The sequence below is a fragment of the Paenibacillus sp. RRE4 genome (genome assembly GCF_031844205.1).
GTDB classification, from domain to species: domain Bacteria; phylum Bacillota; class Bacilli; order Paenibacillales; family Paenibacillaceae; genus Paenibacillus; species Paenibacillus xylanexedens_B.
On the sequence record NZ_JAUZUT010000016.1, the window covers coordinates 44,255 to 63,618 of the forward strand.

Sequence of the window (19,364 nt, forward strand, 5' to 3'; positions counted from 1 at the left end):
GAAGGAGGTTAACTCACAATGACTATGTCTGATCCAATTGCAGATATGCTTACTCGTATTCGTAACGCGAACACTGTTCGTCACGAAACGGTAGAAATGCCTGCTTCGACAATGAAAAAACAAATCGCCGATATCCTGAAGCGTGAAGGTTTCATCCGTGACGCTGAATTTATCGAAGATAACAAACAAGGGATTATCCGTGTTTTCTTGAAATACGGTCAAAATAACGAGCGCGTTATCACTGGTCTGAAAAGAATCAGTAAACCAGGTCTTCGTGTTTACACGAAAAGCAATGAAGTACCTCGTGTACTTGGCGGCCTTGGAATCGCGATTATCTCGACATCCAAAGGTGTTATGACGGACAAAGAAGCTCGTCAATCGAAATCCGGCGGAGAAGTCGTTTGCTACGTTTGGTAATATAACGTCACAAGATAGGAGGTGCAACACATGTCTCGTATTGGTCGCAAACCAATTACAGTACCAAGTGGTGTAGACATCACTTTGGACAACACCGTTATTACGGTAAAAGGACCAAAAGGAACTTTAACTCGTGAACTTCACAAAGACATGAAGGTTACAGTTGAAAACAACGAAATTACAGTTGTGCGTCCTTCCGATAACAAAACTCACCGTTCTTTGCACGGTACTACGCGTAGCGTAGTCAGCAACATGGTGAGCGGCGTAACTGAAGGATTCGCTAAATCTCTGGAATTGGTTGGGGTCGGATATCGTGCAAGCAAATCCGGAGATAAAATCGTTCTGAACGTTGGTTACTCTCACCCGGTTGAAATTACACCGGAAGCGGGAATCGAATTCGAAGTACCTTCGAATACGAAAATCATTGTTCGCGGTATCGATAAAGAGCGCGTAGGTGCTTACGCTGCTAAAATTCGTTCCGTTCGTGAACCTGAGCCGTACAAAGGTAAAGGTATTAAATATGAAGGCGAGCGTATCATCCGTAAGGAAGGTAAAGCCGGTAAGAAGAAATAAGATTTCTCTTACCGCCTTTTCGCGGCTTTCGGCTTGCTTGCTTCGTGTGTTTCTAATATACCCCGTGGCTTCTGTTTTGAAGCCAGCGAGGTAACCTGAAAGGAGTGAATCCCTGAGATGATTACGAAACCAGATAAAAACAAGGCTCGTCTGAAAAGACACCTTCGTGTTCGTAAGAAAATCCAAGGAACGGCTGCACGTCCTCGTTTGAACGTTTTCCGTTCTGGTAAACATATGTACGCTCAAATCATCGATGATGTAGCTGGTGTAACAATCGCTTCCGCGTCTACTGTAGACAAAGAATTGAGCACTGACATCAAAAATGGTGCATCTGTTGAATCTGCTCGTAAAGTTGGCGAACTCGTTGCTAAACGTGCAAAAGATAAAGGTGTTTCCAATATCGTATTTGACCGTAGCGGATATCTGTATCATGGTCGTATCGCAGCTTTGGCTGAAGCGGCTCGTGAAGCAGGACTTGAGTTTTAAGATATTTTTCAAAAGGAGGTTAACGACTTGCGTGTAGATCCGAATACTTTGGAACTGTCTGAAAGAGTAGTAAACATTAATCGCGTAGCTAAAGTAGTAAAAGGCGGACGCCGTTTCAGCTTTAGCGCACTGGTTGTAGTCGGCGACGGCAACGGCTGGGTTGGAGCGGGTATCGGTAAAGCGGGCGAAGTACCTGATGCAATTCGCAAAGGTATTGAAGATGCTAAGAAAAACCTTGTACACGTTCCGCTCGTAGGAACTTCGATTCCTCACTTGGTAACAGGTAAGTTCGGCGCAGGACGCGTTCTGTTGAAACCAGCATCTGAAGGTACTGGTGTTATCGCTGGTGGTCCTGTACGTGCGGTTCTCGAACTTGCTGGTGTAGGTGACATTTTGACAAAATCTCTGGGTTCTTCGAATTCCATGAACATGGTCAATGCGACTTTGGAAGGTTTGTCCCGTTTGAAGCGTGCTGAAGACGTGGCTAAACTGCGCGGAAAATCCGTCGAAGAGCTTCTGGGTTAGGAGGGAATTCTCATGGCTAAATTAGAAATTACCCTCGTCCGTAGCTTGATCGGACGTCCGGAGACGCAAAGAACAACTGTGAAAACATTGGGATTGCGCAAAATCAACAGCAAAGTGATCCAAAACGATAATCCAGCCATCCGTGGTATGATTAACAAAGTAAGTCACTTGGTAGCTGTCAAAGAAGTAGAAGCTTAATAAACGGGTATACACCCACAAATCTTTAAGGAGGTGCAACGAACGATGAAGTTACATGAGCTTTCACCATCTCCTGGATCGCGTAAAGAACGCAAACGTGTTGGTCGCGGTCCAAGTAGTGGTACAGGTAAAACATCAGGTCGCGGTCATAAAGGACAAAACGCTCGTTCGGGCGGTGGTGTTCGTCCAGGCTTCGAAGGTGGACAAAATCCATTGTATCGTCGCTTGCCAAAACGCGGTTTCGTGAACCCAACTCGCAAAGAATATGCAGTTGTTAATATCGAAGACCTGAATAGTTTGCCTGCGGGTACTGAAGTAACTCCAGAATTCTTGATGACGAACGGCGTTGTTAAAAACGCTAAATCCGGAATCAAAGTCCTGGGTAACGGTGAAGTCACTGTGAAGCTGACTGTTAAAGCTAACAAGTTTTCTCAATCTGCGGTGGAGAAAATTGAAGCTGCCGGCGGTACAACCGAGGTGATTTAATGTTCAAGACCCTAAAGAATATCTGGCGGGTTGAAGATCTGCGCAAAAGGGTATTATTTACCCTTTTTGTACTGATCATTTACCGCATCGGCTCCTTTGTTCCCGTTCCAGGTGTTAACAAAGATGTGTTCGAAGCGACAAATTCTGCGGGTAAAGAAGTTTTTGGACTTCTCAATACGTTCTCGGGTGGAGCACTGTTCCAGTTCTCGATATTTGCACTCGGGATCGTTCCTTACATCACTGCGTCTATCATAGTACAGTTGCTTTCCATGGACGTTATTCCTAAATTAGCGGAGTGGGCAAAGCAAGGTGAACAAGGTAAGAAGAAATCGGCACAACTGACTCGTTATTTAACGATCGGGCTGGCATTGATTCAAGCGTTTGGTACGTCGATCGGATTCAACCGCTTGTACAATACAGACATGATCCCTAACGCTACGTTTGCTGATTATATCTTGATCGCGATTGTACTTACGGCCGGTACTTCATTCCTGATGTGGCTTGGTGAGCAGATCACCGAGAAAGGCATCGGAAACGGAATCTCGATTTTGATCTTTGCGGGTATCCTGGCAACAGTACCTAACATTATCAAACAAACGATCGAGTCCGACTTCATCCAACCTGATCAATTGTTCATGAACATCCTTAAAGGTGTAATCATCGCGATTGTCATCGTGCTGATTATCATCGGGGTCATTTACATTCAACAGGCGATTCGGAAGATTCCTGTACAGTACGCAAAACGTGTCGTAGGAAACAAAATGTACGGTGGACAGAATACACATATCCCGCTGAAGATTAATGCAGCTGGTGTTATCCCTGTCATCTTCGCATCATCGCTGTTGATGTTCCCAACGATTATCGCCAACTTCTGGGCTAATCATGGTTGGGCACAGTGGATCGGTCAAAACTTGACTACACACAAACCACTTGGTATGGTGCTGTATGTCGTGATGATCTTCGGATTCACATTCTTCTATACGTTTGTACAGATGAATCCACAGCAGATGGCTGATAATATGAAAAAGAACGGCGGTTACATTCCGGGTATTCGCCCAGGTAAAGCAACCGAGAAATATCTGACCCGTGTCATGACTCGTTTGACAATGGCCGGAGCCATATTCTTGGCAGTCATTTCCGTTCTGCCTGTATTCTTAGGGGCACTTTCTGGTTTGCCTCAATCAGCGCAAATTGGAGGAACTTCCCTCCTGATCGTTATCGGTGTTGCGCTGGATACGATGAAGCAAATCGAAAGCCAATTGATCAAACGCCACTACAAAGGTTTTATCAATAAATAGGCAATAGGTTCCGGTTGAGTAAAGATTTACTTGCCGGCACCTATTGTGCTGTTTGTTGATGTAGGGTAGTCTTGGAGGGAGTGACATAACGTGAACATCCTATTCATGGGCCCTCCGGGGGCAGGAAAAGGTACGCAAGCAGACGTCATTGTGAAAGAGTTCGGTATTCCCCATATTTCAACAGGCGATGCATTTCGTCTTGCGATTAAACAGGGAACTCCCATTGGCCTGAAAGCCAAGGAATATATGGATCAAGGATTACTTGTACCAGATGATGTTACCATCGGCATCGTTGAAGAACGATTGCAACAGTCGGACTGCAGAGAAGGTTTTCTCTTGGATGGTTTTCCAAGAACCCTGTCTCAGGCAGAAGCGCTGGATGGCATCCTGGAACGACTGAACTCAGGTCTTGATCATGTGATCAACCTGAAAGTGGATCGCAACAAATTGCTGGCTCGTTTGACGGGTCGTCGTATTTGTAAAAACTGTGGTTCGACTTATCATGTCGTATTTAATCCACCGAAGCAGGATGGTATCTGTGATAAATGCGGCGGCGAGTTGTACCAGCGCTCTGATGATAACGAAGAGAGCGTAGGCACTCGTTTGGACGAATATATCAACAAAACAGCACCACTCCTCACGTTCTACGAAACTAAAGGCCTCCTTCGTCAGATCGACGGAGAACAGGATATCGATCAAGTTTCCCAAGAAATCGTGTCCTTGATGAGAGGTTAATTGATGATCATTGGTAAGTCCGAAACGGAACTGGGTTTGATGAGGGAAGCAGGGAGAATTGTTGCGGAAACGCATCGTCTCTTGGCAGAGCACATTGTTCCTGGTATTACGACTGGTGAACTTGACCAACTGGCCGATCAATATATCCGCAGTCAAGGAGCTGTGCCGTCTTTCAAAGGTTATAACGGTTTCCCTGCCAGTGTGTGCGCTTCAGTGAATGAAGAGTTGGTACATGGATTTCCCGGCAAACGCAAGTTGAACGAGGGCGATATCGTTACGTTTGACATTGGCGCGCAGTACCAGGGGTATCATGGAGATTCTGCCTGGACCTATCCAGTCGGTCGTATTTCCGAAGAAGCTCGTCGTCTTCTGGACGTTACCGAGGCTTCATTATACGCAGGACTAGCGCTGGTAAAACCAGACGTTCGCTTGTTTACAATATCTCATGCAATTCAGAAATATATCGAAGATGAAGGGTTTTCCGTCGTTCGTGAATATGTCGGTCACGGTATTGGAGCGAATCTGCACGAGGAACCATCGATTCCGAACTATGGTCTTCCTGATCGTGGACCAAGGTTAAAGGCTGGTATGGTGCTAGCTATTGAGCCAATGGTTAACGCAGGCAGACGGTATGTGAAAACGTTGGAAGATAACTGGACTGTCGTTACAGCTGATGGATCGTTATGTGCCCACTTTGAACACACCGTAGCAGTTACACCTGAGGGTATGGAAATTTTCACAAAACTGAATGCGTAGGTGATTAGGCATGAACAATTCGTCGAATCCGCAGCTCGGTCAACTTGTGAAGATCCGTAAAGGCCGCAATGCGGACCAAGCCGCAGTAATTGTTGCTATAGAGGACAATAGGTTCGTATATATCGCGGATGGAGACAAACGTAAGTTTGACCAACCCAAGAAGAAGAATGTTCTTCATCTTGAACTTCAACCGATGATTAGCAGTGAGGTTGTAAACAGTTTAAACGAGAGTGGTCGGGTGACAAACGGAAAGCTCCGCTATGCGGTTCATTCGTTTCTGGAATCCACCAACATTCAAGCTGAAGAGAAAGGAGACTGACTAATGGCCAAGGAAGATGTCATTGAAGTGGAAGGCACGGTTCTTGAACCGTTGCCGAATGCAACGTTCAAGGTTGAGCTTGAGAATGGTCATCAAATTCTCGCTCACGTTTCCGGAAAATTGCGGATGCACTTCATCCGTATCCTGACTGGAGACAAAGTAGTTGTTCAGTTATCGCCTTATGATTTAACAAAAGGTCGTATAACTTACCGTAAATAGTAGTAGACAGTTGCAATGAACTGTGAAGCTTATGAAGCGGGTTTTGCCCGGCAAAACTTGCGAAAGCTTCGAAGCCGGTTTTACAATAGTAGAACGAGGTCAATGCTTACGAAGAGGGTTTTGCTAAGCAGAACTTTGAGGAGGTAATTCACATGAAGGTAAGACCTTCGGTCAAGCCGATTTGCGAAAAATGCAAAGTCATTCGCCGCAAAGGGAATGTAATGGTTATCTGTGAAAATCCAAAACACAAACAAAAACAAGGTTAATGAAGGGGGTGTAGCGTAAAATGGCACGTATAGCTGGTGTGGATTTGCCACGTGATAAGCGCGTTGAGATCGCCTTGACTTATATTTTCGGAATCGGTAAAACGACTTCCCAGAAAATCCTGAGCTCTACAGGCATCAATCAGAACACTCGTGTTCGTGATTTGACGGAAGATGAAGTCAGCAAATTGCGTGAAAGTATCGACAAAGAGGTCAAAGTAGAAGGTGACCTGCGTCGTGAAATCTCTTTGAATATTAAACGTTTGACGGAGATCGGTTGTTACCGTGGAGTTCGTCATCGTCGTGGTCTGCCTGTTCGTGGACAACGTACGAAAACGAATGCTCGTACTCGTAAAGGTCCTCGTCGTACTGTAGCAAACAAGAAGAAATAATAAGGGGGGATAAGAGAAAATGGCTAAACCGAAAAAAGTCGTACGTACTAAACGTCGTGACCGTAAAAATATTGAATCTGGCGTGGCACATATCCGTTCCACTTTCAATAATACTATCGTTACTATTACGGATCCTCACGGAAATGCAATTTCGTGGGCAAGTTCCGGCGGACTCGGGTACAGAGGTTCCCGTAAATCGACTCCGTTTGCTGCACAAATGGCTGCTGAGGCAGCTGCCAAAGCTGCAATGGAGCATGGGATGAAATCCGTTGAGGTTATGGTTAAAGGACCAGGCGCAGGCCGTGAAGCAGCGATCCGCTCTTTGCAAGCTGCTGGTCTTGAAGTTAACCTGATCAAAGACGTAACTCCAGTCCCGCATAACGGATGCCGTCCTCCAAAACGTCGTCGTGTCTAATGAGATTTGCCCCTGCGTGTGGTATACTTCCGGCACAATCTGCTAATAATGGTTGTTTAGGCATACTACTACATGTTTTCGCAAGAGAAGGTAAATGTTTCATAGAGGACCGACGTTTTGAAGGAGGGGTATTGCAGTGATAGAAATCGAAAAGCCGAAAATTGAGACGGTAGACGTCAACGATGATGGCACCTATGGGAAATTCGTAGTAGAACCGCTGGAGCGCGGATACGGTACGACGCTTGGAAACTCGCTTCGCCGAATCTTGCTCTCATCACTGCCGGGTGCGGCAGTGTCTTCGGTTCAAATCGATGGCGTTCTGCATGAATTTGCTACAGTTCCTGGCGTAATGGAAGATGTTACAGAGATTATCCTTAACCTGAAAGCTTTGTCGCTCAAAATTCATTCTGACGAGGAGAAAGTGCTCGAGATTGATGCTGAAGGCGAAGGAGCAATCACGGCTGGAGACATTCGTGCTGATTCCGATGTAGAAATCCTTAACCCGGATCTTCACATTGCTACGCTTGGACCAGGTTCGAGACTTCACATGCGTATTTTTGCCAATCGCGGTCGCGGCTACGTCCAGGCAGATCGGAATAAACGCGATGACCAGCCGATCGGCGTCATCCCTGTCGATTCCATCTTCACCCCGATCAGCCGCGTAAACTACGCTGTGGAAAATACGCGTGTAGGCCAAGTAACCAACTATGACAAGCTCACGTTGGAAGTTTGGACTGACGGAAGTATTCGTCCTGAAGAGGCTGTAAGCCTTGGCGCTAAAATTTTGACCGAGCATCTAATGCTCTTCGTGGGTCTTACAGACGAAGCGAAGGATGCAGAGATCATGGTTGAAAAAGAAGAAGACAAAAAAGAAAAAGTACTCGAAATGACGATCGAAGAGCTGGATCTCTCTGTTCGTTCTTACAACTGCCTCAAACGTGCTGGTATTAATACCGTACAAGAGCTGACTACGAAAACGGAAGAAGACATGATGAAAGTCCGTAACCTCGGACGCAAGTCTTTGGAAGAAGTTCAAGAGAAGCTTGAGGAGCTGGGTTTGGGACTACGTACAGAAGAATAGACAGCTGAGTGCTTGAAGTGAAGGAGGGAAAACAATGGCATACCAAAAGTTGGGCCGTAATTCCAGCGCACGTAAAGCTTTGTTCCGTGACCTGGTAACCGACCTGTTCTTATATGAGCGCATTCAGACAACTGAAGCGAAAGCAAAAGAGGTTCGCTCTATTGCTGAAAAACTGATCACTAAAGCGAAAAAGGGAGATCTTCATGCCCGTCGCCAAGTGGCAGCATATGTTCGCCGCGAAACTATCGATGGTGAGCAAGATGCAATCCAAAAACTGTTTAGCGAATTGTCCGGTCGTTACGCTGAGCGTCCAGGCGGATACACACGTATCCTGAAACTGGGACCTCGTCGTGGTGACGCAGCGCCTATGGTTTACTTGGAACTGGTAGACCGCGCGTAATACAGATGTGAGATGAGGAAAGGGGACAGAGTCCAAGATTCTGGGTAAACCCTTTTTTTCTCTTCATTTCGGAATTCGTGCTGTAAATGAAGCTCCGTAAGGGGCTTCTTTTGCTGTTCGGGATAGGGTTATGTATAGTATGGAACAAAGGTGTGGTAATATGCGCAACTTATGTATGACGGTAACTTACGATGGAACGGCCTACTACGGCTTTCAAGTACAGCCAGGAGGTAATACCATTCAGGACCACCTTGAGGATGCTATTCGTGCGTTGACTGGTGAGACGGTAAAAATCACGGGGTCAGGACGAACGGATGCAGGCGTTCATGCCCGCAGACAAATCTTCAATTTTCCTACAGCGTCCCAGATTCCGGTGGAACGTTGGTGTATTGCACTCAACTCCAGATTGCCATCTGACATTGTTGTTATTGATGCAATGGAGGTACCGCTAGATTTTCATTCTCGTTATGCGGCGAAAAAGAAAACCTATCGATATACGGTCAATGCAAACCAATTCCCGGATGTCTTTAACAGAAGACTGCAGCATCATCATCATGCCAAGCTGGACGTCGCTGCTATGGAAGAGGGCCTGCGTCATTTCATAGGCACATATGACTTTACTTCCTTTGCTTCACGCAAGTCTCAGAAAGAGAATCATGTACGTTCGGTATACGAAGCATGGATAGAAGTGGACCGTTCAATGTGCAGGGACCATCCTCGCGATCAGGGTGTCATTCACATTTATGTGAGTGGTAATGGCTTTTTGCAACATATGGTGCGGATCATTGTAGGGACACTGCTGGAGATCGGAGAGGGCAAGCGGAAAGCCTCTGATGTGCCGAATATGATTGCTGCATGCAACCGTTCTGCTGCGGGACCAACTGCAGTGAGTTGTGGTTTAATGCTCTGGGATCTTGAATACAAAAAAGATTAAATTTGGTGAGTAAAAAGCTCAAATAATACTTGCGATTTAGTCTCCTATCATGTAATATAAAAGTTGTGTTTTCTTAATGGCTTTCCCACAGCCCCAATTAAGATGTTCACATCGCAACAACTATCCATCAACACCTAAAGTTATCACTTAACGAACGAAGATAAATGAAAAATGATGATTTTGAACATTTAAGGAGGAACTTTTCATGCGTACTACGTACATGGCGAAGCCTAACGAAGTTGAGCGCCAATGGCACATCATTGATGCTGAAGGCAAAACCCTCGGACGTTTGGCGAGCGAAGCAGCTGCTTTGATTCGCGGCAAACATAAGCCACAATTCACTCCACATGTGGACACTGGCGATTTCGTTGTTATCATCAATGCAGAGAAAATTGTATTGACTGGTAAAAAAATGCAAGGTAAAAAATACTACCGTCACTCGATGCACCCAGGTGGTTTGAAAGTAACTACTGCAGAAGAGATGGTTAAAAACAAACCTGAACGTATGTTGGAATTGGCTGTTCGCGGTATGCTTCCTAAAACTCGCATGGGCGAGAAAATGAAGCTGAGACTTAAAGCGTACAGAGGCACTGAGCATCCACACGCAGCACAAAAACCAGAAGTTTACGAACTTCGCGGTTAATTAAAAGGAGGACAGTTTCATGGCACAAGTACAATACTATGGGACAGGTCGTCGTAAACATTCGGTAGCACGTGTTCGCCTTGTACCGGGTGAAGGACGCATTGTCATCAATAAACGTGATATTAATGAATACTTCGGTTTGGAAACACTCAAACTGATCGTAAAACAACCACTGACTTTGACAGAAACGCTCACTAACTATGACGTTTTGGTTATCGCTCATGGTGGCGGAATCTCCGGTCAAGCCGGCGCTATCCGTCACGGTATTTCCCGCGCTCTGCTCAAAGCAGATCCAGAATACCGTGCATCCCTGAAAAAAGCAGGATTCCTGACTCGTGACCCACGTATGAAAGAGCGTAAAAAATACGGTCTTAAAGCGGCTCGTCGCGCACCTCAGTTCTCCAAACGTTAAGATTTTCAAAGTCCTTGGCTTCGGCCAAGGACTTTTTTCGTTTTATTTACGAAGAGACTATGTGTATCATTTGTATATACTAACGTTAACGTAAATGCAATACGATTCCCATTGAGAGAAAGACAGGGCTCCAAGATAATAGATGTAGCATTAGTTTTGTATATCCTTGAATTTTAAGCTAATTCATATCTATATTAACTCCATATTTCGAATGAAATTCAAATTCATTAGTCTATGTCCATCCTCAATTTCCCTTTCTTAGCTTGATTATCTGTATAATCTAATCTTAATTATGCTCACACAAATCTTAGCCGTTTTAGTAATACCATTCTTCCAGATCATTATCATTTTCTCATGTCTGTGATATCAGTCTTTTTTATGAATACGATAAAGGGTTCTTACTTTTGTTATTAGACGGAGTTGTAGACCCAGGCTTTCAGTATGCTCAAAATGGGGATGGTGTTTAGACAGGATACGCTGTCTAATGATGCAAAATGTTTCTTCGATCATCCCAAGAATCCAACAATAGCAACGTTTTTTTCTCTTTAAGATCTCAAGTATTTTAAAGTTACGTTCATGAGGTTTTTGTATCGTTTTGCCTATATCTTATCTGGAAGCCTAATGAGCACTAAAAATTGAGTGTTTTTATGTTGCTTGTTGTGAGTAGAATTGATGTAATTTACCAGATGGCAGGCATTGACATCGCGAGTGAAAGATTTATACTATACATAATTCATATTAGATTAGTCGGTTTTGTTTGGTTTGGAGATCATGAATGGGGGAAATTGAACAATGAACTTGTTAGAAAAGGAAGAATTGGCTCGTACAAAAGCAGAGGAACTGGAGCACGCAAGCCCGGAAGATATTATTCGCTATGCGGTTGAAACATTTCCTAATATCACATTTGCGTGCAGCTTCGGTGCAGAAGATGTTGTACTTGTAGATATGTTGCAAAAAATTAGCCCATCTACTGATGTTTTTTATCTGGATACAGATTTTCATTTCCAGGAAACATATGATACGCGTGATCGGATGCAAGAAAAGTACAATCTTGAGTTTGTAAAAGTATCGCCAAAAATCACACCGGAAGAACAAGCTGCTCAGCATGGAGAAGAATTATGGAAATCCGATCCCAATGCTTGTTGTAACATTCGTAAGGTGGAGCCCCTGACACGTATTCTATCGCAGTATGATGCATGGATTACAGGTATTCGTAGAGATCAAGCACCTACTCGTGCCAATGCCAAAAAGGTCGAATATGATACGAAGTTTGGTTTGATGAAATTTAACCCGATTGCTCATTGGACGAGTGAGGATGTGTGGGAATACATCCGTGCTAATAACGTGACATATAATCCGCTACATGATCAGAATTACCCAAGTATCGGCTGCGAGCACTGCACACGGCAGGTTATGCCTGGTGAAGATCCGCGTGCGGGACGTTGGTCTGGCAATGATAAAACGGAATGCGGATTGCATAAATAAGCTGCATGAATAGAGTACTGGCATGATAGTTCAAATGTCTTTTTCAAGTTAAACTATTTTTTAAATTATAATGCGGTTTGCATCAAAATATCGGATGTTTTAATAAGGAGCTGACAAGATGACTTCGATTCTGCCTCATGGAGGTGCGCTGGTACAGCGTGTCGTACAAGGAGAAGAACGTGAGCAACTATTGCAGAAAAGCAAAAACTTGAACTCATTGCAGATTAATACCTGGACGATCTCAGATTTGGATTTGATTGGCGTAGGCGCGTTTTCACCACTTCAAGGATTCATGAATGAAGAAGATTATCTCTCTGTCGTATCCCGAATGCGTTTGGCAGATGGCACCGTATGGAGTATACCGATTACACTAGCTGTAAATGATCAACAGGCTGCTTCCCTTCGCAAAGGTGAGACGGTAGCTCTTGTTGGTGAAGCGGATGGTGTAACGTACGGCTTACTTGAGGTTCAAAGCATTTATCAGGTAGATCAGGGTGAGGAAGCACGCCGCGTTTTCAAAACGGATGATCCTGAACATCCGGGTGTAAAAAAACTGCTGGAGCGTCCTGCAACATATGTAGGAGGTCCAATTCAAGTATTGAATCGTCCAAAACCGGCCAAGTTCGAAGAGTTCTATTACGATCCGGCTGAAACACGCAAAATTTTTCAGGAAAAGGGCTGGAGAACCGTTGTTGGTTTTCAGACACGTAATCCTGTCCACCGGGCACATGAGTACATCCAGAAAAGTGCAATGGAAATCGTTGATGCACTTTTCTTGAATCCACTTGTGGGTGAGACTAAATCGGATGATGTTCCAGCAAATGTGCGTATGAAGAGTTACCTGGTACTGCTGGAGAACTATTATCCGGCCGATCGTGCGTTTCTGGGCGTGTTCCCGGCTGCAATGCGGTATGCGGGACCTCGTGAAGCCATTTTCCATGCCATGGTACGTAAAAATTATGGCTGCACCCACTTTATCGTAGGGCGTGATCATGCTGGTGTAGGTGATTATTACGGAACCTATGAAGCACAAGAGATCTTCTCTAATTTTACGGCTGAGGAATTGGGCATTACACCACTGTTCTTTGAACACAGTTTCTTCTGCACCAAATGCGGAAATATGGCTTCCAGCAAAACCTGCCCTCATGATAAGGAACATCATATGACTTTGTCGGGAACCAAGGTACGTGGTTTGTTGCGTAATGGTGAATGTCCACCGCCAGAATTTACACGTCCTGAGGTTGCTGAGGTGTTGATTGAGGGGATGGCAGAGCAAGTCCATTCCTAAGGGTATATTTGTCCATCTTGTCCCATATAGATGATTAGAGTCATTTATAGGGACGAGGTGGTTTTTTTATGCGCAAAAACATGGAGAAACATCTGGTAGTCTGGGTCCGGTTAAAAACAGTGAAGAGGGTTATGCTGAGCCTGTGTTTGTTGGCTATGTTTGTAGCAGTAGTTTCGTATGAGATGCCCTCGGCCAAAACGTCAGGATATTGGAGTCTGCCTTTGGCTGGCAAAGTGATCGCTATTGATGCAGGTCATGGCGGGCCAGATGGGGGAGCAGTGAGCAGGCAGGGAGTTATTGAGAAGGATATCAATCTGTCCATTGCGCTGTATGTCAGAGACTATCTGCAACAGGCAGGAGCTCTTGTTGTGATGACTCGTGAAATCGATAAGGATTTGGCCGACGAGGGAACGAGAGGGTACTCCAGACGTAAGACAGAGGATCTCAAACAGAGAGTAAGACAGATTGAGGATAAACAAGCGGATTTATTTATCAGCATTCACATGAACAGTGTGCCATCTAATCGTTGGAGCGGTGCACAAGTCTTCTACACGCCTAATCATCCTGATAACGAAGGTCTTGCAAATCTGCTACAAGCCGAAATGATTCGGAATCTGGAAAATACAGATCGTATAGCGAAAACGGTAAGTACCGTTTATCTGCTTCAGGCTCTGAAAATCCCGTCAGCACTCGTTGAGGTCGGCTTTTTGTCCCATCCCGAAGAGGCTCGTCTGCTTGCTGAAGAAACGTATCAACGGAAAGTAGCTGCGTCTATTTATAACGGTATTCTCCGATATGCTTCAGGCGAACGTCCGAAAAGTTAGTCATAAGAAGAAAGGTAGTGCTATAATTGGAACAGCATACCTAACACATGCCAATAGATAAAACCGAGGTGCTGTCTGATGTTATCAAAAGAACAGATACTTGAACTTTTACAGCCATTACAGGAACCGCAGCTAGGACAAAGCTTAGCGGAACTTGGATGGATTCGTGACATTATGGTGAAAGAACACCATGTGGCCTTAAGTATGGTGACACTGGAGAATCGGCCAGAAGATGCAACCGCTTTAACGGATGCTGCGCGTAACCTGCTATCCCAGCATGGAGTGAAGGATGTACATATCCGCACACGAGTAGCGTCAGAGCATGACCGTCAGAGCCTTAACCTGGGACAAGTGGAGCAAGAGCAAGATGAGGATGAAGTGCTTGTAAAAGGTCATGCGGCTGGTCTCGATGGACATGAGCTGTTAAGTCCTGAGTCGGGAGTTCGTTTTATTGCCATAGCTAGCGGTAAAGGGGGCGTAGGGAAATCAACGGTCACCGTTAACCTGGCTGTAGCCTTGGCTCGTCAAGGGAAGAAAGTCGGTCTCATTGATGCTGATATTTATGGTTTCAGTGTGCCGGATATGATGGGGATTGAGGAATACCCTGTCGTTGAGGACGGAGTGATTCAACCGGTCGAACGTTTTGGAGTCAAAGTAATGTCTATGGGTTTCTTCATTCGGGAAAATAACCCTGTGATCTGGCGCGGCCCAATGCTTGGCCGGATGCTACGTCAGTTCTTCACCGATGTTCAGTGGGGCGAGCTGGATTATATGTTGCTGGATCTGCCACCAGGCACCGGAGATGTTGCGCTTGATGTGCACCAGATGTTGCCACAGAGCAAAGAGATCATTGTAACGACCCCACATGCCACTGCAGCCTTTGTAGCGGCGCGTGCCGGAGCGATGGCCATTCAAACGGAACATGAGCTGTTAGGTGTGGTCGAGAACATGGCGTACTACGAATGTGGTAAATGTGGGGAGAAAGAGTATGTCTTTGGTCGTGGAGGGGGCGGACGTCTTGCCGAAAGCTTGCACACAGTGTTGCTTGCCCAGATTCCATTAGGTGCTCCGGATAACCATCCTTCCGAGCCGGATTTCTCACCGTCTGTGTATAAGGCAGAGACGACAATAGGGGCCATATATGACGAGGTAGCCAAGTCGATTGAGTCTAAGTTTGAATGAGATTTTTTATGTGATTAAAATTTAATGTGCTTATAAATAAAGCCTGCGTCCTTTGGATGCAGGCTTTTTCACATGATCTCAACTTTGGAAATTGAGACTTATCAACATTTATCTTCTTGTAGAACTTGGATCATTGTTGTAGTTCTATGAACTTCCACCGCCACCACCGGAGTCTCCACCTCCAGAATCACCACTGCCACCATCTCCCCCGTCCTGACCACCGGATTCCTGCCCCTTTTGCCCGCCACCGCTCTCTGTTTTGGGCTGGAGTTCTTCTTGTACCACTTTTTTCAGCAAAGTAAGAACTTCCATGCGAAACAACGGATTTTGCATCACTTCCTGCATAACGGTCATCGTTTGTTTTCGGTATTCCGGGGTTTTGGTCATATCTATGAACATCTTGGATACTTCAGGAGATTTCATGATATCCCCAATCGACTTCTGATACGTCGGATCTTTGATAAGTTGCATATGCAGTTGTTTGCTTTGTCCGTTGATCGCTTTGGCGAATTCACCGGCAAATTGCGGATCGGTCATAATTTTTTCGAATTCCTTCTGGTATTCAGGAGCGGTTATGGTATCTTTTACGGCAATACGTATTTGTTCCGAAGATTGCATTGGCATTAACATTTTCATCCCCACCGTTCCCGATCCACCACCAGAGCTTCCGCCTTCTTCTGACCCACTGCCTCCACCGCCGCCAGAGGAGCTTTGACCCGTTAGAGCCTCTTCAACAGCTTTCTTGCCTTCATCACTTTTCAAAATATCTACGACCATCGTTTTCATCTCTTTATAACTGCCCTGAGGAGGCGAAGAACTCTGATCTGAACCGCAGCCGGCGAGCATGACGGATAGCCCCAATACAACGCAGCATAGCTGCCATATAGGCCGTTTCATGTGTACAATCCCTCCTTGATTAGATACTGGATGTAGTATGTGATGGGAAAGGGGGAAATATGTTGAGCAATGATGGTTTTTTGCTGTGAAGGTTGGTAAAATAAACTCTCGGGGGTGGAAAACATTTGAATTTGCGTAGATGGTTTTTCCTGTTTTGGACAGCCTTGCTTATTGGTGCCGCAGGAGCATTAGGTACAGGGTTGATTATGATGTTGGTAAACGGAGAAAAAATGAACGGAATTGCTGATTTTATGCTGTATCTACTGATTCTGTTTGGCTCCGGAGTGATGATTAGCGTATATTCACAAATGGGTTTCTTTGCATATCTCATCTTGAATTATATGGGCAAGGGTGTATTCCCAAGACGCGGATGGCAGATTGTGCAGGTAGTGCTGACTGTGCTAGCTTTGTTGGACCTCATGTTTTTGCGTTTATTTGTCGGAGGAGGACGAGAGCGTATCTCGGACATTGTGCTGGGACTGATCATTTTGGCGACTGCAATTGTTACCGCTTACGTGAAAGTGAAACAGACACATATCTCTGCGCTAGTACCAACGCTCTTCTTCATGATAGCCGTGACTGCAGTGGAAACGATTGGTGTATTGCGTATTGACGTTAATGCAGCCACCGTCTTTATTGTGATCCCTTTGCTGTTATGTAATGCATATCAGATGCTGATCCTGCACAAGCTGGTCGATAGCTCAAAAGAAGCTGCTGTGACCCCTGCTCCGAGTCGTTGAACGAATGTTGGGCATAAAAGAGTTGAAGGGTCATACACATGATTAAGGTTTTCATAACGATGAAAAATACAAAAAAGAGCTAACTAGGTTAGCTCTTTTTCAACTGTTTACGCGTATTATTGGCCGCTGGCTTGATCTCGTACTTCCTTACCCTCTACACTTGAATGGTTGAGCAGTTCAGATACGGTCACGAATTCATAGCCCTGATTTTTCAATTTGTCGATGATGGCTGGAAGTGCCTCATGGGTTTGTTTCGATGAGTCGCTGGCATGCAACAGGACAATATCACCAGGATGTGCTTTGCTGACGACACGATCAACGATTGTCTGTACCCCGGGGTTTTTCCAATCCAAAGAATCTGTATCCCATTGTACAACTTGATAGTTCAGACTATTCGCAACCTGAAGCACGCGTTTATCAAAATCTCCATTAGGCAATCGTAGCAAATTGGGTTCTTTTCCCGTTAAATCGGTTAAAATGCTGTGAGCTGTCATAATTTCCTTGCGGATTTGCTCTTCAGTCAGGCTAGTATAGTTTTCGTGCCGATGTCCATGACTACCGATCTCATAGCCTGCATCTTTAATGGCATTAACAATCTCTGGATGGGTTTTACTCCATGGTGAGGAGAGAAAGAAGGTAGCCTTCTGTACTTTGTTCTCCTGAAGAACTTTAAGAATCGGTTCGGTACGTTTATCACCCCAGCTAATGTCAAAGGTAAGTGCAATGACCTTCTTGTCGGTTGGTACACTGTAGACGGCGGAAGGTGCTTCTTCCGAGAACACTGACACGTTGCCACTTTCCAAATAAATAATACCAATTGCAAAAATGGCAGCAACGAGCACAATCAGATTACGTTTGATCTTTTTGCCGCTGAATACATAGAACGAGTTCATTTCGCTAAGCGCCCCTCTCCCAATAAAGAAATGCTTGTTTACTTTTCAATGTATGCTCGTACTGTCCAGTTATTCGTTTTACATCTTTGTTTGTCCATCATTTCGTTTTACAGGAGGTTGTTATGTTAAAATTCAGTACATTTATAAGAGACATGGGTAAGATTAGGGGAGCATTAATCTGGTCATTTATGTTGTTCGCTGTGGGTATAGGAGCAGGGTGGTTGAGCACAGGCCCCTTAGAAGAGTTGCTGTTAGGGCAGATTGAAGGGCTTCGCCAAATCAGTCAGCAGTTGGAGCAAGGAGGAAATGTGCAGTGGAATTTCTTCTTGCTTATCTTTTTCAATAATGCCATTAAAAGTGTACTGGTTATCTATGCAGGGATTTTCTTCGGAATCTTGCCAATTATCTTTCTGCTAATCAACGGGATGGTACTTGGCTTTGTTGTTCATACCACGATGAATTATGGGGCAAGCTTTTTTGATATTGTCGTGAAGGGGCTTCTTCCACATGGCATTATCGAAATCCCGGTTATTATTATTGCGTGTGCATTTGGATTGAGGTTCGGCGGTTTGGTCGTGCGGAGTCTGGCGCAACTGGGAGGCGAAAAAAGGGCTATGATCGGCTCTCGGTGGAAAGAGTACATGAATATGACGTTAACAGCGAGCTTTTGGGTAGTCGTCTTGCTTCTGGTTGCAGCGGTTATTGAGAGCACACTCACATATGCGCTTGTGAGAGGTTAAAATTACTTGTGGAAATTTTGTGATACCCAGCATTCATAAATTCCCAATAATTTGACCATAACAATAAAACGGGTTTCAGCAGTGCAGACAAAGAGAGAGATGTTCAACAAAAGAAGATGCTGAAAGACGAGTGTGACTATAGAGGCTATGCACAAAAAGGAGAACTCTTAATGCTGGGTATGCTATTTAACGAGAAGGAATGCAAGGAGCTGGACTATGTATTACGCAAAGAGTTGGATGAGATGCTGTTTGATCTAAGTGACCACCGTCTTGACCAAGAGATTAAATATGCTATAGCGAGTCGGTATAAAACAGTATTCCGTATGTATGCAAGGTTTGCCCCGCCTAAAGAGTTATCCAAGTATGCAAGAGGCGGTAAGTTAAAAAACTCCAAGCTATAAAATAAAGCTGAACATATAAGTTTAAACGTTATGGTGAGAGGTGTAGCTCTCTAGATAGAGAATGCACCTCTCATTGTATTCGCCATTTGCTAAAGGGAATGATCAACCTATTTGTCGAAATAGGGTTGACCTTTTCGAAACTATATGGTAAATTAATTTTCGTTCCATTTTTAAGGAGCCGTTTGATTGGACAAGCATATTTATAAGACATGAACTAAAACGGTTGAAAAAATGCTTGCAAAGAAAACGTGGATGTGTTACATTATAAAAGTCGCCGCTGAAACGACGACAACATGAAAAACGACGCCTCAAATTATGTTTGATCTTTGAAAACTGAACAACGAGTGAGTGAACATTCTGCA

At 44.8% G+C, this 19,364-nt stretch carries 28 protein-coding genes; 26 read left to right on the top strand and 2 right to left on the bottom strand.

All coding sequences use genetic code 11. The annotated features are described in order from the left end of the window. Nucleotides 1-18: 18 nt before the first annotated feature. From rpsH to Q9R46_RS27510, 23 genes are all read left to right on the top strand, one after another. On the top strand, nucleotides 19-417 hold the full coding sequence (gene rpsH / locus Q9R46_RS27400) for a 30S ribosomal protein S8 (RefSeq protein WP_123067254.1): 399 nt from the start codon (nucleotides 19-21) through the stop codon (nucleotides 415-417). 30 nt (nucleotides 418-447) lie between these two features. Next, nucleotides 448-990, top strand: coding sequence for a 50S ribosomal protein L6 (gene rplF, locus Q9R46_RS27405; RefSeq protein WP_090924669.1), 543 nt, complete (start codon nucleotides 448-450; stop codon nucleotides 988-990). A gap of 117 nt (nucleotides 991-1,107) precedes the next feature. Further along, a complete protein-coding gene (gene rplR, locus Q9R46_RS27410) occupies nucleotides 1,108-1,476 on the top strand; it encodes a 50S ribosomal protein L18 (protein ID WP_017692090.1) in 369 nt (122 codons plus the stop codon). Nucleotides 1,477-1,503: 27 nt separating this feature from the next. Then, the gene (gene rpsE, locus Q9R46_RS27415; protein ID WP_024633574.1) at nucleotides 1,504-2,001 is read left to right on the top strand and encodes a 30S ribosomal protein S5; all 498 of its coding nucleotides are present in this window, start codon (nucleotides 1,504-1,506) and stop codon (nucleotides 1,999-2,001) included. Between the two features lie 12 nt (nucleotides 2,002-2,013). Further along, the gene (gene rpmD / locus Q9R46_RS27420; RefSeq protein WP_090924668.1) at nucleotides 2,014-2,199 is read left to right on the top strand and encodes a 50S ribosomal protein L30; all 186 of its coding nucleotides are present in this window, start codon (nucleotides 2,014-2,016) and stop codon (nucleotides 2,197-2,199) included. 45 nt (nucleotides 2,200-2,244) lie between these two features. Beyond that, nucleotides 2,245-2,685 (top strand): 50S ribosomal protein L15, encoded by a 441-nt coding sequence (rplO, locus tag Q9R46_RS27425; protein WP_090924667.1) that lies wholly within the window; start codon nucleotides 2,245-2,247, stop codon nucleotides 2,683-2,685. Then, a complete protein-coding gene (gene secY, locus Q9R46_RS27430; RefSeq protein ID WP_311282485.1) occupies nucleotides 2,685-3,983 on the top strand; it encodes a preprotein translocase subunit SecY in 1,299 nt (432 codons plus the stop codon). The genes rplO and secY overlap by 1 nt, the downstream gene beginning before the upstream one ends. Nucleotides 3,984-4,073: 90 nt before the next feature. Further along, on the top strand, nucleotides 4,074-4,718 hold the full coding sequence (locus tag Q9R46_RS27435; protein ID WP_145336466.1) for an adenylate kinase: 645 nt from the start codon (nucleotides 4,074-4,076) through the stop codon (nucleotides 4,716-4,718). 3 nt (nucleotides 4,719-4,721) lie between these two features. Next, entirely contained in the window at nucleotides 4,722-5,474 is a 753-nt protein-coding gene (gene map, locus Q9R46_RS27440; RefSeq protein ID WP_311282486.1) for a type I methionyl aminopeptidase, read from the top strand. A 10-nt stretch (nucleotides 5,475-5,484) separates the two neighbouring features. Beyond that, a complete protein-coding gene (locus tag Q9R46_RS27445) occupies nucleotides 5,485-5,793 on the top strand; it encodes a KOW domain-containing RNA-binding protein (protein ID WP_311282487.1) in 309 nt (102 codons plus the stop codon). Between the two features lie 3 nt (nucleotides 5,794-5,796). After that, nucleotides 5,797-6,012, top strand: a complete 216-nt coding sequence (gene infA, locus Q9R46_RS27450) for a translation initiation factor IF-1 (protein ID WP_017692098.1) — start codon at nucleotides 5,797-5,799, stop codon at nucleotides 6,010-6,012. Nucleotides 6,013-6,164: 152 nt separating this feature from the next. After that, the gene (rpmJ, locus tag Q9R46_RS27455) at nucleotides 6,165-6,278 is read left to right on the top strand and encodes a 50S ribosomal protein L36 (RefSeq protein ID WP_003333770.1); all 114 of its coding nucleotides are present in this window, start codon (nucleotides 6,165-6,167) and stop codon (nucleotides 6,276-6,278) included. A gap of 20 nt (nucleotides 6,279-6,298) precedes the next feature. Further along, nucleotides 6,299-6,667, top strand: coding sequence for a 30S ribosomal protein S13 (gene rpsM / locus Q9R46_RS27460; protein WP_056697730.1), 369 nt, complete (start codon nucleotides 6,299-6,301; stop codon nucleotides 6,665-6,667). 19 nt (nucleotides 6,668-6,686) lie between these two features. Beyond that, nucleotides 6,687-7,082: a 30S ribosomal protein S11 gene (gene rpsK, locus Q9R46_RS27465; protein WP_123067258.1), complete on the top strand. Its 396-nt coding sequence runs from the start codon at nucleotides 6,687-6,689 to the stop codon at nucleotides 7,080-7,082. A 136-nt stretch (nucleotides 7,083-7,218) separates the two neighbouring features. Beyond that, entirely contained in the window at nucleotides 7,219-8,163 is a 945-nt protein-coding gene (locus tag Q9R46_RS27470; protein WP_024633566.1) for a DNA-directed RNA polymerase subunit alpha, read from the top strand. 34 nt (nucleotides 8,164-8,197) lie between these two features. Then, entirely contained in the window at nucleotides 8,198-8,563 is a 366-nt protein-coding gene (rplQ, locus tag Q9R46_RS27475; protein WP_017692102.1) for a 50S ribosomal protein L17, read from the top strand. Nucleotides 8,564-8,723: 160 nt separating this feature from the next. Beyond that, nucleotides 8,724-9,497, top strand: a complete 774-nt coding sequence (truA, locus tag Q9R46_RS27480; RefSeq protein WP_145336462.1) for a tRNA pseudouridine(38-40) synthase TruA — start codon at nucleotides 8,724-8,726, stop codon at nucleotides 9,495-9,497. A 205-nt stretch (nucleotides 9,498-9,702) separates the two neighbouring features. Further along, on the top strand, nucleotides 9,703-10,140 hold the full coding sequence (gene rplM / locus Q9R46_RS27485; RefSeq protein ID WP_024633564.1) for a 50S ribosomal protein L13: 438 nt from the start codon (nucleotides 9,703-9,705) through the stop codon (nucleotides 10,138-10,140). Nucleotides 10,141-10,159: 19 nt separating this feature from the next. Beyond that, complete coding sequence (rpsI, locus tag Q9R46_RS27490) at nucleotides 10,160-10,552, top strand: 30S ribosomal protein S9 (protein ID WP_090924661.1); 393 nt, start codon at nucleotides 10,160-10,162, stop codon at nucleotides 10,550-10,552. Nucleotides 10,553-11,344: 792 nt separating this feature from the next. Beyond that, nucleotides 11,345-12,037 carry a phosphoadenylyl-sulfate reductase gene (locus Q9R46_RS27495; RefSeq protein WP_145336460.1) on the top strand — a complete coding sequence of 231 codons (693 nt, stop codon included), beginning with the start codon at nucleotides 11,345-11,347 and terminating at the stop codon, nucleotides 12,035-12,037. A gap of 118 nt (nucleotides 12,038-12,155) precedes the next feature. Continuing rightward, entirely contained in the window at nucleotides 12,156-13,325 is a 1,170-nt protein-coding gene (gene sat, locus Q9R46_RS27500) for a sulfate adenylyltransferase (RefSeq protein WP_311282492.1), read from the top strand. Nucleotides 13,326-13,393: 68 nt separating this feature from the next. Then, nucleotides 13,394-14,149, top strand: coding sequence for an N-acetylmuramoyl-L-alanine amidase CwlD (cwlD, locus tag Q9R46_RS27505; protein WP_311282493.1), 756 nt, complete (start codon nucleotides 13,394-13,396; stop codon nucleotides 14,147-14,149). 78 nt (nucleotides 14,150-14,227) lie between these two features. Beyond that, nucleotides 14,228-15,331: an Mrp/NBP35 family ATP-binding protein gene (locus Q9R46_RS27510; protein WP_145336454.1), complete on the top strand. Its 1,104-nt coding sequence runs from the start codon at nucleotides 14,228-14,230 to the stop codon at nucleotides 15,329-15,331. Between the two features lie 144 nt (nucleotides 15,332-15,475). Here Q9R46_RS27510 and gerD read toward each other — a convergent pair whose 3' ends face one another. Next, entirely contained in the window at nucleotides 15,476-16,228 is a 753-nt protein-coding gene (gene gerD / locus Q9R46_RS27515) for a spore germination lipoprotein GerD (protein ID WP_311282494.1), read from the bottom strand. Between the two features lie 125 nt (nucleotides 16,229-16,353). Here gerD and Q9R46_RS27520 point away from each other — a divergent pair, with 125 nt between their 5' ends. Next, nucleotides 16,354-16,968: a KinB-signaling pathway activation protein gene (locus tag Q9R46_RS27520; protein WP_311282495.1), complete on the top strand. Its 615-nt coding sequence runs from the start codon at nucleotides 16,354-16,356 to the stop codon at nucleotides 16,966-16,968. Between the two features lie 116 nt (nucleotides 16,969-17,084). Here Q9R46_RS27520 and pdaB read toward each other — a convergent pair whose 3' ends face one another. Then, nucleotides 17,085-17,861, bottom strand: coding sequence for a polysaccharide deacetylase family sporulation protein PdaB (gene pdaB, locus Q9R46_RS27525; protein ID WP_311282496.1), 777 nt, complete (start codon nucleotides 17,859-17,861; stop codon nucleotides 17,085-17,087). 122 nt (nucleotides 17,862-17,983) lie between these two features. On the opposite strand from pdaB, the gene Q9R46_RS27530 reads away from it, so the two are divergent. Then, a complete protein-coding gene (locus Q9R46_RS27530; RefSeq protein ID WP_311282497.1) occupies nucleotides 17,984-18,601 on the top strand; it encodes a stage II sporulation protein M in 618 nt (205 codons plus the stop codon). Between the two features lie 170 nt (nucleotides 18,602-18,771). Then, nucleotides 18,772-19,002, top strand: a complete 231-nt coding sequence (locus Q9R46_RS27535) for a hypothetical protein (protein WP_090924652.1) — start codon at nucleotides 18,772-18,774, stop codon at nucleotides 19,000-19,002. Nucleotides 19,003-19,364 lie beyond the last annotated feature (362 nt).